Raw genomic sequence first — 12655 nt, forward strand, 5'->3', positions numbered from 1 at the left:
TACCCATGACGACCCTTCAACAACCGCTTCCTTCACCGTTCAACGCCGCAAGCACCGCCGACGACGTGATGACAGGCATCAACCTGAGCGGGCGCCTTGCCATCGTCACCGGCGGGCATTCCGGACTGGGCCTGATCACCACGAAAAGTCTCGCGAACGCCGGGGCGCAAGTCATCGTGCCTGCCAGAGACGTCGAACGTGCCCAGGCTGCATTGGCGGGCATCAAGGGTGTCAGCGTTCAGCCCATGGACCTGATGGCCCCGGCGTCCATTCGGACCTTCTGCGAGCGCATCGTCCAGCAGGGCCACCCGCTTTCTCTGCTGATCAACTGCGCGGGCGTCATGGCATCGCCCCTTGCCCGAGACGCCGACGGTCATGAAAGCCAGTTCGCCACCAACCACCTCGGCCATTTCAGCCTGACCTGCGGCCTGTGGCCGGTGTTGAAGGCAGCAGGTTCAGCGCGGGTGGTGTCCGTTTCATCCCGAGGCCATCAGATCGCGGGCATCGATTTCGACGACCTCGATTTCAACCGTCGCCCGTATGACAAGTGGGTCGCCTACGGCCAGTCAAAAACCGCCAACGCGCTGTTCGCCCTGGCGCTGGACGCTCGCGGTCGTGATCTTGGCATTCGCGCGTTTTCGCTGCACCCGGGCCAGATTCTGACCGACCTCGGGCGCCATTTGAGCCGCGCCGAGATCGACGCATTTGACGTATTCGATGAAAACGGTCGGCAGAAAATCGCCCCTGAACGCGGCCTCAAAACCCTTGAACAGGGCGCGGCGACCGGCCTGTGGTGCGCGACCAGTTCGCTGCTGGACGGCAAGGGCGGTGTGTATTGCGAAGACTGCAACATCGCGCCGGTGAACGATCCCGCGTCAGGCCGCAAAGGCGTTGCACAATGGGCGGCCGATCCCGAACTCGCTGAGCGCTTGTGGCGCGTGTCGGAGCAGTGGACAGGTGTGACGCTCTGACGCCCGACACGCGCACCTCAACGCGATTCCGATGCCCCTCGGCCACTGTCATCCCGAGGCGTGCGGCCGAAAAACGCCTTGTACGCCCGGCTGAACGCGGCTTCGGATTCGTAGCCGATGGCGAAGCCGATTTCCCCGATGCGACTGTCGTGTCGGGCCAGCATGGTCTTGGCCAGCGTCAGCCGCCATTCGTTCTGATAACGCAGCGGTGAGCGGCCTACCAGCGCGGTGAAGCGGTCGCAGAAACTGGAGCGCGACATACCGGCCACGTCGGCCAGCGCGTCGATGCGCCACTGTTGACCGGGTTTTTCGTGAATCGCACGAAGGGCGCGGGCGATGCGTTCATCCGACAATCCGCCGAGCCAGCCCGACGCCAGGCCTTGTTGAACCCACGTGCGCAGGATGCGAATGACCACCAGGTCGATCAGGCGCGAGATCATCAAGGCGCCGCCCGGCTGGGTGTCGTTGGCCTCCAGCAGCATGAAATGCAGAATGCCTTCCGACCACGGCGCGGCGTCGGCGTGGCGGATGTGAATCAGCCACGGCATGGCGAACAGCATCGCCTGAAAGCTGCCCGCATCGAACCAGAACCGGCAAATGACCAGCGTCGCGGGGCCGTCCGTTGCCGTGATGGTCAACGGCGACGGATCATGGGGCAGCAGCAGAATGTCGCCCTGTTCGACGACGATGGCCTGTCGATCCGTCCCCTCGATGCGCAACTGCCCGGTTTGCAGCACGCAGACGTGGGCACTTTTTTCGTCCAGATCCAGACGTTCCCCCTGCGCCACGCTGGACGAATAGACCCGGTCCCCGGTGAGGCGAATCTGCGCCAATACCTGAGACAGCAAGTCACCTGCCGCCAACCCCTCCAGTTGCATTTCCGGAAGAATGATCAAATTTTCCAGTAAATCCGTCATGTCCGTTCGACCGCGCCTTCAATAACCTGAACGCCGGAATCATAACGCTTCAGCGCTGACAAACCGAAACGCTCTCGTCGTCTTTCGGTGTCGAGCCGTTGTGCACATCATCCAATAAAACAGGACGCACCCCATGTTCGGCATTTCTCCCCTCGGCTGGGTACACACCCTCGGCAGCCTGCCCGCCATTCCGCTGGCGGCGTACATGTTCATTAAGCACGGGCGCATCGTGCCGAGGTCAGGACCGGGCCTGGCGTACTTCCTCTTCATGCTGCTCGGCGGCAGCACGGTGTTCCTCGTGGCGAAACAGCCCATCAGCCCGGTGATTGGCGCAATCACGCTGGTGCTGCTGTTCGCGGGCTATGGCGTCGGATTCATCGGCGCACTGGGCCGGGCGCGGGTGTACCTGGAAACGGTCCTGCTGAGCCTGACGGCGTTTTTCCTCATGGTGCCCAGCGTCTCCGAGACCCTGCGCCGTGTGCCGGACGGCCATCCCATCGTCACCGACCCTGAGTCGCCGCTGCTGAAAGGCGCGCTGGGGTTCATCGCCCTTGCGTTGGTGGTGGGCGTCGTCGGGCAGATGATTCATCTGCGCCGGGAAGGCAAGCGAAATGCCCAGGCTGCTCAGGCAACTCCGGCGGGCGCCACCAAGGTGCTCTAAACGCGTTGCCATACACCGGGCGTACCCCCTGCGCCCGGTGAATAACATTTGGTTATGCACGGCGATATTTCTCTCATTTGACAGTATGGTCGCCACGTTCCAAATTGAGGCCACGACCACCGGCCACTTCGGCTGACACTGGAGCCTCGATTTGAACCCGCAGCCATCACCCGTAGTGCTCAGAGTCGATGCCCTGCACAAGCAATTTGGCGACGTGGCGGTGCTCAAGGGCATCGACCTGAAAGTCCGCCAAGGCGAAGTGCTCTCCCTGATCGGCTCCTCGGGCTCCGGCAAAAGCACGTTTCTGCGCTGCCTCAATTTCCTGGAAATGCCCACCTCGGGCGCCATCGAAGTCAATGGTCGCGGGCTGCACATCGAGACCCGCAGCAACGGCAGCGTGCACCTCAGCAACCCGCGTCTGGTAGATGATTTTCGCGCCGAACTGGGCATGGTGTTTCAGAGCTTCAACCTCTGGCCGCACCGCACGGTGCTGGAGAACGTCACCGAAGCGCTGATCTGGGTCAAGAAGCTGCGCCGCGACGAAGCCCGCGACCGTGCGATGCAGGTGCTGACCCGCGTCGGCATGGCCGAGAAGGCTGCGGCGTTTCCTTCGGCCTTGTCCGGGGGGCAGCAGCAACGGGTCGCGATTGCACGGGTGTTGGCCATGCAACCCCGCATCATGCTGTTCGATGAACCGACGTCTGCACTCGACCCCGAACTGGTGGGCGAAGTGCTGAGGGTCATCCGCGAGTTGGCGGAAGAGGGTAACACGATCTTGCTGGTAACCCACGAGATGCGTTTCGCCCGCGAAGTGTCCAGCCGGATCATTTTTTTGCACAAAGGGGGCATCGAGGACGACGGCACCCCCGAAGAAGTCTTCAATCACTCCACGTCCGAACGTGTCAGGGCTTTCCTGTCACACCCTTGAATCGCTGCTGCCGCCACTGAAATGATCTTAGGTATCTCTCGATGAAGAAGACTTTGCTCGCGTTCGTTTGTGGCTCTGCGTTGATCGGCCTCACCTCCGGGGTCAACGCAGCAGAAGATACCTTGACGGTCGGCACCGAGGGCGATGCCCCGCCGTACAGCATGGCCGACGTCAACGGCAACGTGACCGGCTATGACGCCGACATCGCCAATGCCGTGTGCAGTGAAATGAAGGTCAAATGCCGTTTCGTCGTGCAGTCGTTCAGCACGCTGATTCCCTCGCTGAGCACCGACCGTTTCGACGTGATCGTCTCGGGCCTGGGCATCACCGAAGCGCGCAAGAAACAGATCGATTATTCGATTCCCTACGGCGGCGTGCCGCAGTACTACGTGATCGCCAAGGACTCGCCGATTGCCTCCCTGGGTTCGATCACCGAGATCGAGAAGCAGCTCGACGGCAAGACGGTGGGCGTGGTCAACGGCACTACCTACGCCAAGTACGTGCAGAAGCACCTGCCCAAGTCCGAGGTGAAAACCTACGACGCCACGACGCAGATGCTGGCCGACCTGGAAGCGGGCCGGATCGATTCCGCCTACAGCGATTCGCCGACCTGGACCGACTTCTTCAAAACCCCCGGGGGCGCGAAGTTCACCCGCGTGAAAGTCGCCGTGCGCCAGGCAGATGACCCGACGGTGCTCGGTTATGGCATGGGCGTCGGCATCCGCAAGGGCAACAGCACGTTGCAGGCCAAGGTCGACAGCGCGTTGTGCGACCTGTCGAAGAAAGGCCAGCTCACTGCGATCAGCAAAAAATGGTTCGACGAAGACTACGCCATCCCCTGCAAACAGTAGAACGCCAAGGGGGACGCTTCACGCGTCTGAGGCAGGGGCAGCGTTCGCGCAGTATTGAATGAGTCGGGTGGTCAATGACGGACGTATGGCGGTTTTTATTCGAGCAGGGCTGGGCAGTTTCCTTGCTCAAGGGCAGTGCCGTAACACTGGGGTTGGGCCTGCTGGGCATGTGTGTGGGCCTGATCGTCGCACTGCCGCTGGCCATCGTCCGCTGGCGTGAGGTGTACCTGTTGGGCCGTCTGGTCGAGGCCTACACGATGCTGGTGCGCAGCATTCCGGGGTTGTTGATCATTTACCTGATCTTCTTCGGCTCGGTGCAGGTGGTGGATCAGATCGGCGCGTTCTTCGGGTTTCAGTCGGCGTTGCGCAACGCCTATCCGTTTCTGATGGGGGTGTTGGCGATCAGCATCATTTCCAGCGCGTATTCGGTGGAAGTGTTGCGCGGGGCGCTGGCGACGATTCCGGAAGGGCTGATCGAAGCATCGAAGTCATTGGCCATGCCGCGCAGGGCGATCTACTTGCGGATCGTCCTGCCGTTGATGCTGCGCAGCGCGTTGTCGGGCCTCAACAACGTCTGGCAGATGACCATCAAGGACACCTCGCTGGTGTCGGTGGTGGGCTTGGGGGAATTGATGCGCACGGCGGCGCTGGCGGCGGGTATTTCCCGCAGTCCGCTGGCGTTTTACCTCATCGCCGGGCTGGTGTTTCTGTTGATCACCTGGCTCAGCCAGCGACTGTTTCGGGTGTGTGAAGTGCACCTGAATCGCGGATTTCGGGGGGCGCGTTGATGGACATGGACTTGCTGCAAGAGGCCATTCCCTTTCTGCTCAAAGGGGCGCAGGTGACGTTGCTCATCGGCCTCTTCGGGGTGCTCGTGGGGTTGCCGTTCGGGGTGTTGCTGGCGCTGCTGCGCCTGTCGGGCCGGCCGTGGGTCGTGGCGTGTTGTTCGGCGTTCAGCGGTTTTTTTCGCGGCACGCCGCTGCTCGTCCAGCTGTTCATTCTCTATTACGGGTTTGGGCAACTGGAGTTCGTGCGGCACACCCCGATGCTGTGGTGGGTGGTCGGCAGCAGCCTCAACTGCGCGGTCCTGACTGTAGTGCTCAACACAGTGGCCTACACCTCGGAAATCTTTCGCGGAGGGTTTCAGTCAGTTCCCCACGGCCTGGTAGAAGCGGCGCAGGCGTGCGGCATGTCGAAGTGGGTGACGTTCCTGCGAGTGCGCTTTCCGCTGGCCTTGCGTCAGGCACTCCCCGCATACGGCAACGAGATTGCAATCATCGTGAAGGAATCGAGCCTGGCCTCCACCATCACGGTGCTGGAAATCACGGGCTACGCGAAACGGCTGATGAGCGAGACCTTCGCGATCATCGAGATCTTCGTCATCGCCTCCGTGTTTTACCTGGTGATCAACCTGGTGGCGATGCTGCTGGTGCGCCAGTTCGAGCAGTACCTGTCGGGCGGCGTGAAAGCCACCCGCAAAATTAGGATCTGATTCCCGCGTCCGCGGGATGTCATTAGTGCGCGCGGCGCCTGTCGCGCTCTGCTCAAGGGTCGGTTCATGAAACACATCATTGTCGTCGGCGCTGGCGCCGTCGGGCTTTCCTGCGCGCGTGCCGCACTGAAACGCGGGCATCGCGTCACGGTTCTGGAGCAGGGGGCCTTGCCCAATCCGCAAGCGGCCTCCTACGACCAGCACCGAATGATCCGCTACCAATACGGCGACGCCGAGGGCTACACGCGGATGGTGGGCGAGGCGTTCGGTGCCTGGGAGCGTCTCTGGCAAGACATCGGTGAACAGCACTTCGTGGCCACCGGCACCTTCGGCGTGTCGATGGAAGCGAATGACGAGATTCAACTGACGCTGCCGACCTTTCGCCGTCTGGGCATCCCTCATGAGGTGATGAGCAGCGACGCGGCCGAGCGGCTCTGCCCGCAACTGATGCTCCCGGCGTCCGCCCAAGGCTTGTATCAGGCCGACGGCGGCGTGCTGTTCGCCGATCGCATCGTGGACAGCCTGCTGGCCTGGGTGCGAACCCACGGCGCAACGCTGCTACCCCACTGCAAAGTCATGCACGTCAACACCGTTGCCAGTCGCGTGACCCTCGACGACGGCGAAGTCGTGCAGGGCGATGCGGTGATCGTGGCGGCCGGTGCCTGGTTGCCGGGCCTGATGCCGCAGATCGACGACCTGCCGATCTGGCGCCAGGCGGTCTGTTACGTCCAGGCCCCGCAGCAGCAGCAGGTCCATTGGGCCAACGGCCCTTGCCTGACGGATCTGGGCGTCGGCGACAACTACGCGCTGGCGCCCGCAGGCGGGACCGGGCTGAAGTTCGGTTCGGGCCTGCATCGCCGCGCCGGCTCGCCGGAGCTGACCGGGTTCAAGGCCGACGTGAGCGAAGGCTACGACGTCATCGCCCATTTCGCCCCTTACCTGCGCGATGCCGCCGAGTACCGGCCCCTGCGCATGGCGGTGGGGTATTACGTCAAGGACGCCACCGCCAAATTTCGCGTGCAGCAGGATGGCCAGGCCGTGGTGGTCACCAATTGCGATGGCCAGATGTTCAAGTTTTCTTCGTTGATGGGCGAGCGCGTGCTGGCCTGCATCGACGGAGAGCTGGCTGCCGATGCGCTGACCCGCTGGGCCGCCGGTGAGCTGTGATGCCGTTTTCAACACCCCAATTTCAATCCATTCAACCGACAGGGCACCGTCCATGAGCTATCTGACCCATTTCAATTTTTCCGACCTTGGCGAAGGCCGCAAAGGCGAGCCATTGCCGGATCGGTTGGTCGAGGGCAACCCGATATTCACCACCTGGGACATCGAAAAAAGCGCGGACGGCCGGGTCCGGACAGGCGTCTGGGAAGTGACCCCCGGCGCCTACTGGTCGATCAAGGGCGAGAGTTGGGAATACTGTGCGATCCTCTCGGGCGTCTCCGAGCTGGTGGAAGAAGGCCAGCCGGTCAAACGCATTCAGGCCGGTGACACCTTCATCATGCGCCCCGGCTTCAAAGGCATCTGGCGCGTGCTCGAAACCACCCGCAAAGTCTGGGTCCAACTGGATTGACGATCATGAGCTTTGTCTACAAGGCCGAGCCGGAACGCGGCGAAGAATGGCGCGCGCTGTTTCGACAGCTCGCGCCGGACATGCCGTTTTATGTCTGGCCTGAAACCGGCCCTGCCCACGAGGTGCGCTACCTGGCGGTGTGGGAGCCGCCTGACCGGCTGATGGAACGCTTTCCCAACCTGGAACTGTTGTTTTCGGTGGGCGCCGGGGTCGATCAACTGAAAGGCGCAGGCATTCCCGAACACGTTCCGGTGGTGCGCATGACCGAGCCGGGCATCGCTCAGGACATGGCCGAATACGTCACGCTGGCGGTCCTGGCGTTGCATCGGGACTGGCCTGTGTACCTGGAGCGACAGCGGCAGAAGGTCTGGCAGGAACAGCGCAACGTGCCCGCGTCCCGGCGCCGTGTCGGGGTGCTGGGGTTGGGCATGCTGGGCCGTCAGGCGTTGCGACAGTTGCAGCCGTTCGGCTTTCCGCTCGCAGGCTGGAGCCGTTCGGGAGGCGAGATCGAAGGCGTCGAGGTGTTCGCCGGTGAAGCGCAGTTGTCGGCATTTCTGGCGCGCACCGACATCCTTGTGTGCCTGCTGCCGCTGACCGATCAGACGCGAGGCTTGCTCAATCGTCAGCTGTTCGCGCAATTACCTCAAGGGGCCGCGTTGGTGAACGTGGGCCGAGGCGCGCACCTGATCAACGACGACCTGCGGGCGGCCTTGGACGACGGGCAGTTGCGCGCCGCCGTGCTGGACGTCTGCGACCCCGAGCCGCTGCCCGAAGACCACCCGTTCTGGCACGACCCGCGCATTCTCATCACCCCCCACGTCGCCAGCATGACCCGGCCCGAAACCGCCGTTGCGACCGTGCTGGAAGTGATCGGTCAGCACCGGGCCGGTCTGCCGCTCACTGGGCTGGTTGACCGACGCAAGGGTTACTGAGGCGGCGAGAGGTCCAGCCCGGTCTGTGCGATCAGGTCGTTGTGCCAGTCCATGAACTGTTTGCGGAACAGGTCAACGATGGCCGAACGGTTGCGCCCTGACTGACGAAGCTCGGCAAAACTGGCGTCGATGAAGACGCCGAATGGCCGGATGGTGATGCCTTTGTCGAGAAAATCGAGGGTAGCGGTGGGGTCCAGAATAGTGATCCCGGCCCCCGCCGCGACCATGATCAGCGCGGTGTGAGACAGCAATGCTTCGAGCGTGACGGTGCGCGGCACGCCCGCCAGCGCCACTTCGACGCGCATGGCGAACAGGCTGCCCGGCTCCAGCGCAATCATCTTTTCCCCGGCGAGATCGGCGGGGTAAATCACCTGTTTCTGCGTCAGCGGATGCCCGTCGGGCAATGCCACGACGGCGGCAATCGGCTGCATCGCCACGTCAAAACCGGAGCGGTCGATGGGGCCGTCGGCGTATCCCAGATCCGCCTGCCCGGACGCGACCGTTTCGATGACTTGCGGTGAACCGAGGCCCGTGACCGCGACGTACAGGTTCGGCTTGTCGAGGACGAACTGCGCGACGAAGCGCGGCAGGATGCCACTCGCCAACGCGGGCATGGCCGAGATGCGCAGCGAGCCAGCGGAGTGACGGCCAATGTCGGCCGCCACTTGGGTCAGTCGGTCGAGGCCGACAAACGAGCGGGTGACTTCCTTGATCAAGGTGAACGCCGCCTGGGTCGGAATGATCTGGTTGCCGTGGCGCTCGAACAGCAGCAAGCGAGTGGCGGCCTCGAAATCGCGAATCAGTCGGCTCACTGCGGGTTGGGTCACCGACATCAGTTCGGCGGCAGCGGTCATGCTGCCCGTGGTCATCACCGCCCGAAAGGCTTCGACCTGTCTGAAATTCATCCCACGGCTCCATCATATTGGCTTATGCACGAGGCGTTTTTCGGCATTTGACCGCATGCTCGGCGAATCGCACATTAAGCGCAACCCGCACATTCGGTGCAGTGAACTCAATCGGGAAGCGGTGTGGAAGAACGCGAAATAGTCATCATCGGCGGTGGCCTGATGGGCGCCGCGCTCGCCTGGGGGCTGGCGGGGCTGGGCCATGACGTGCTGGTACTGGACGGCGGCGACCTCGATCCCTGCGCCTCACGGGCCAACCTCGGTCTGGTGTGGGTCAGCGACAAGGGCCTGGACCAACCCGCTTATGCGCTGTGGTCCCGGGACGCGGCGTTGCAGTGGCCGGCCTTTGCCAAGATGCTGGAACAGGAAACCGGCATCGACCTGCAATTGCAGCAGCCGGGGGGCTATAACTTCGCGTTGTCCGAGCGTGAGCTACAGCAGCTCGACGCGAACATGGCGACCATCGCAGCCCAGACCCAAGGCGGTCTTGGCGACTACGAGATGCTTAGCCGGGATGAGCTGCGCGCCCGCTTGCCACACCTCGGCCCGGACGTCGTCGGCGCGTCGTTTTGCCGATACGACGGTCACGTCAATTCGCTTCGGCTGTTCAACGCCTTGCACTTGGGCATGACCCAGCGTGGTGCCGAATACCGCGCTCATCATCCAGTCGAGCGCGTGGAGCCGTTGAGCCAAGGCTTCAACGTGATCGGCACTTGGGGAGTGATTCGGGCACGCAAGGTCGTGCTGGCGGCGGGGCTGGACAACGCGCGTCTTGCGCCGATGCTGGGGATGTCGGCGCCGCTGGTGCGCTCCAAGGGGCAAGTCATCGTCACTGAAAAGTGTCAGCGGTTTTTCGATTCGGTCGCGGGCTCGTTGCGCCAGACCGGCGAAGGCAGTGTGTTGATCGGCGAGAGCCAGGAAACCCACACCGGCGCGATGGCGTTGAATCACGGCATCAGCGCGGTGCTCGCCGAACGGGCTGGGCAGATTTTCCCGATTATCAGGGACTTGAATGTCGTCCGCATCTGGACCGGGTTTCGGGTCAAGACACCGGACGGCATGCCGCTCTACGAACAGTCATCTCCGTATCCCGGCGCGTTCGTGATGCTGTGCCATTCCGGTGTGACCCTGACCGCGCTGCATGCGCTGCAGATCGCCCCGCAGATTGCGGCAGGAGCGCTGGACGACACCTTGCTGCCTTTTCATTCGCGGAGGTTCCATGTTTCGTAGACTCGCGCCGATTACGCAGGGCCTGTCCTTTGAATTTGAAGGCCGAACCCTCACCGCTGAACAAGGCGAAAGCGTTGCGCTGGCCTTGCTCGCCTCCGGCATCGAAAGCTGCCGCGACAGTGTCGTCCACGGCAAGCCCCGTGCGCCGTATTGCCTGATGGGCGCGTGCTTCGAATGCCTGGTGGTGATTGATGGCGTGCCCAGTCGCCAGGGCTGTCAGGTCGAGGTGCGAGAAGGCATGGTGATCGCCCGACAGCCCGGGGCTCGACCCGTGAACGGAGCGGTGCGGTCATGAGTGCAGTGTCGGTGGAACACGCGAAGGACCTGGCCGGGTTTTATGACGTGATCGTTGTGGGGGCGGGACCAGCGGGCATGAGCGCCGCCACACTGCTTGCCGTCGAGGGTGTGTCGGTGCTGGTGCTGGACGAAAATCCGGCGCCCGGTGGGCAGATCTATCGGGCGATCACCCTCAACACGCCTGCCCGTCGAGGGTATTTGGGCGAGGCGTATTGGGCTGGACAGCCGATCGCCGATGGGTTCCTGCGCAGCCCCTTAACCTACGCGGCGCGCTGCCGTGTCTGGAGTCTCGACAGCGCCAGCCCGGAAGCCGATGAGCCGTATGCGCGGGTGGGGGTGTCATTGGGTGGCGTGGCCCGGCACATTCAGGCGGCAAAAGTGATCCTGGCGACCGGCGCATTGGAGCGCCCGATGCCCCTGCCGGGCTGGACGCTGCCAGGTGTCATGACGGCTGGCGCCGCGCAAATCGCGTTGAAAACGTCGGGGCTGGTGCCAGCGGGACGGGTGGTGTTGGCGGGGTGTGGGCCGCTGCTCTATCAACTGGCGGTGCAGCTGCAGGACGCCGGGGCGAACATCGTCGCGTTGCTCGACAGCGGGGCTGGGCTGCGTTCGGCGTGGCGTTATTTGCCCGAGTTCGTGTTTTCTCCATATGCCTTGAAGGGCTTGGCGTTGCTGGCTCGGGCACGGCGCCACCTGCGGGTGATCAGTGGCGTGACGCGGTTGGACATCATTGGAGAAGACCGTGCCACGGGCATTCGTTACCAGACTGCGAAGACAGAAGACACGCTGGCGGCTGATCGGGTGTTGCTGCATCAGGGCGTGATTCCCGACACCGCGCTGGCAAATTCGGCCGGGTGTGCGCTGGTGTGGAACGAGGCGATTCGGGCGTTCCAGCCGCGTACCGATGCACAGGGCCGCAGCTCGCTGCCCGACGTTTTCATTGCGGGGGATGGGGCTGGAATTGCGGGCGCGCTGGCATCGGCGGAAGCGGGGCGTGCAGTGGCGTTGGCGGTGTTGCTCGATTCGACACGGGTTGATGCTCGGTCGCTCGAACAACGACGCCAACGCAGCCTGGACCTTTGCGCACGTTGGCAGCGTGGTCGGCGTTTCATCGACGCCGCCTACCTGCCGATGCGCTCGTTTTTAGTGCCGCAAGACGATTCGACCCTGGTCTGTCGCTGCGAAGAAGTCACGGTGGGCACTGTTCGCGATGCCGCCCGTCGCGGACTCACGGGGCCTAATCAATTGAAAGTCTTCACCCGCTGCGGCATGGGGCCGTGTCAGGGGCGTCTGTGCGGGCCAACGGTGGTCGAGATGCTCGCCGACGAGTGGAGCGCCGGGCCCGCTGAGGTCGGCACTTACCGCCTGCGTCCGCCGATCAAACCCCTGCGGCTGGGGGAAATCGCCGCGCTGTCTCATACCGACATTAATACTCACGCTGTGACCGGTCTGTGGCCGGAGTCCTCCGCTGCCAATTTCCCCCTCGAACGAGAAACCCTGAATGACCACTAGACACCTGCAAACCCCGATCATGCACCGCGTTGTCGAACACAACGGCGTCGTCTACCTCGGGGGCGTGACCGCTGATGACGAAAGCCTCGGCATGGAAGGGCAGACCCGTCAGGTGCTGAGCAAGATCGATGGCTACCTGGCGCAGGCGGGCACAGACAACACACGTTTGCTCAGCGCGACGATCTTCGTCACGGACCTCACGCAGAAACCGGCCATGGACACGGTCTGGAAGGCGTGGGTCGAGGGGCAGGATTTGCCCGCACGGGCGACGGTCGGGGTCGCTGATCTGGGCGGAAACGCCTTGATCGAAGTGGTGATCACGGCCGCTGTTTGAGGCTGGAGTCAGACCGATAAGGGCCATGAACGCCCCCTTGTCGGCCTGCCAT

The 12655-nt window shown here is 63.2% G+C and carries 15 protein-coding genes; 13 read left to right on the plus strand and 2 right to left on the minus strand.

The window, feature by feature from the left end:
* The first annotated feature begins 5 nt into the window (after positions 1 to 5).
* Positions 6 to 971, plus strand: a complete 966-nt coding sequence (locus tag ACIQAL_RS14745) for an oxidoreductase (protein WP_401146558.1) — start codon at positions 6 to 8, stop codon at positions 969 to 971.
* Positions 972 to 988: 17 nt separating this feature from the next.
* On the opposite strand, the gene ACIQAL_RS14750 is transcribed toward ACIQAL_RS14745, so the two are convergent.
* Positions 989 to 1888: an AraC family transcriptional regulator gene (locus tag ACIQAL_RS14750; RefSeq protein WP_401146561.1), complete on the minus strand. Its 900-nt coding sequence runs from the start codon at positions 1886 to 1888 to the stop codon at positions 989 to 991.
* Between the two features lie 133 nt (positions 1889 to 2021).
* Between ACIQAL_RS14750 and ACIQAL_RS14755 the strand changes: the two genes are divergently transcribed.
* The 8 genes from ACIQAL_RS14755 to ACIQAL_RS14790 all read left to right on the plus strand — a co-directional run bounded on the left by ACIQAL_RS14755 (position 2022) and on the right by ACIQAL_RS14790 (position 8325).
* Entirely contained in the window at positions 2022 to 2549 is a 528-nt protein-coding gene (locus ACIQAL_RS14755) for a hypothetical protein (RefSeq protein ID WP_401146563.1), read from the plus strand.
* Positions 2550 to 2700: 151 nt separating this feature from the next.
* Positions 2701 to 3477, plus strand: a complete 777-nt coding sequence (locus ACIQAL_RS14760; protein ID WP_401146566.1) for an amino acid ABC transporter ATP-binding protein — start codon at positions 2701 to 2703, stop codon at positions 3475 to 3477.
* Between the two features lie 41 nt (positions 3478 to 3518).
* Positions 3519 to 4328 carry a transporter substrate-binding domain-containing protein gene (locus ACIQAL_RS14765; protein WP_401146569.1) on the plus strand — a complete coding sequence of 270 codons (810 nt, stop codon included), beginning with the start codon at positions 3519 to 3521 and terminating at the stop codon, positions 4326 to 4328.
* 74 nt (positions 4329 to 4402) lie between these two features.
* The gene (locus ACIQAL_RS14770) at positions 4403 to 5116 is read left to right on the plus strand and encodes an ABC transporter permease subunit (RefSeq protein ID WP_401146571.1); all 714 of its coding nucleotides are present in this window, start codon (positions 4403 to 4405) and stop codon (positions 5114 to 5116) included.
* A complete protein-coding gene (locus ACIQAL_RS14775; RefSeq protein WP_401146573.1) occupies positions 5116 to 5820 on the plus strand; it encodes an ABC transporter permease in 705 nt (234 codons plus the stop codon). Before ACIQAL_RS14770 ends, ACIQAL_RS14775 begins: the two co-directional genes overlap by 1 nt.
* Positions 5821 to 5886: 66 nt before the next feature.
* The gene (locus ACIQAL_RS14780) at positions 5887 to 6987 is read left to right on the plus strand and encodes an NAD(P)/FAD-dependent oxidoreductase (RefSeq protein WP_401146576.1); all 1101 of its coding nucleotides are present in this window, start codon (positions 5887 to 5889) and stop codon (positions 6985 to 6987) included.
* A gap of 52 nt (positions 6988 to 7039) precedes the next feature.
* Positions 7040 to 7393: a cupin domain-containing protein gene (locus tag ACIQAL_RS14785; protein ID WP_166595458.1), complete on the plus strand. Its 354-nt coding sequence runs from the start codon at positions 7040 to 7042 to the stop codon at positions 7391 to 7393.
* Between the two features lie 5 nt (positions 7394 to 7398).
* Entirely contained in the window at positions 7399 to 8325 is a 927-nt protein-coding gene (locus ACIQAL_RS14790) for a 2-hydroxyacid dehydrogenase (protein WP_401146579.1), read from the plus strand.
* Here the strand turns inward: ACIQAL_RS14790 and ACIQAL_RS14795 are convergent.
* The gene (locus ACIQAL_RS14795; RefSeq protein ID WP_401146582.1) at positions 8319 to 9230 is read right to left on the minus strand and encodes a LysR family transcriptional regulator; all 912 of its coding nucleotides are present in this window, start codon (positions 9228 to 9230) and stop codon (positions 8319 to 8321) included. The genes ACIQAL_RS14790 and ACIQAL_RS14795 overlap by 7 nt on opposite strands.
* A gap of 123 nt (positions 9231 to 9353) precedes the next feature.
* Between ACIQAL_RS14795 and ACIQAL_RS14800 the strand changes: the two genes are divergently transcribed.
* From ACIQAL_RS14800 to ACIQAL_RS14815, 4 genes are read left to right on the plus strand one after another with little or no spacing between them, the layout of a single operon-like run.
* Positions 9354 to 10460: an NAD(P)/FAD-dependent oxidoreductase gene (locus ACIQAL_RS14800; RefSeq protein WP_401146584.1), complete on the plus strand. Its 1107-nt coding sequence runs from the start codon at positions 9354 to 9356 to the stop codon at positions 10458 to 10460.
* Positions 10450 to 10755: a (2Fe-2S)-binding protein gene (locus tag ACIQAL_RS14805; protein WP_401146585.1), complete on the plus strand. Its 306-nt coding sequence runs from the start codon at positions 10450 to 10452 to the stop codon at positions 10753 to 10755. The genes ACIQAL_RS14800 and ACIQAL_RS14805 overlap by 11 nt, the downstream gene beginning before the upstream one ends.
* Positions 10752 to 12269: an FAD-dependent oxidoreductase gene (locus tag ACIQAL_RS14810; RefSeq protein ID WP_401146586.1), complete on the plus strand. Its 1518-nt coding sequence runs from the start codon at positions 10752 to 10754 to the stop codon at positions 12267 to 12269. Before ACIQAL_RS14805 ends, ACIQAL_RS14810 begins: the two co-directional genes overlap by 4 nt.
* A complete protein-coding gene (locus tag ACIQAL_RS14815) occupies positions 12259 to 12603 on the plus strand; it encodes a RidA family protein (protein WP_401146589.1) in 345 nt (114 codons plus the stop codon). The genes ACIQAL_RS14810 and ACIQAL_RS14815 overlap by 11 nt, the downstream gene beginning before the upstream one ends.
* Positions 12604 to 12655 lie beyond the last annotated feature (52 nt).

It is taken from the genome of Pseudomonas sp. NPDC088368 (genome assembly GCF_044753445.1).
GTDB lineage: Bacteria > Pseudomonadota > Gammaproteobacteria > Pseudomonadales > Pseudomonadaceae > Aquipseudomonas > Aquipseudomonas bambusae.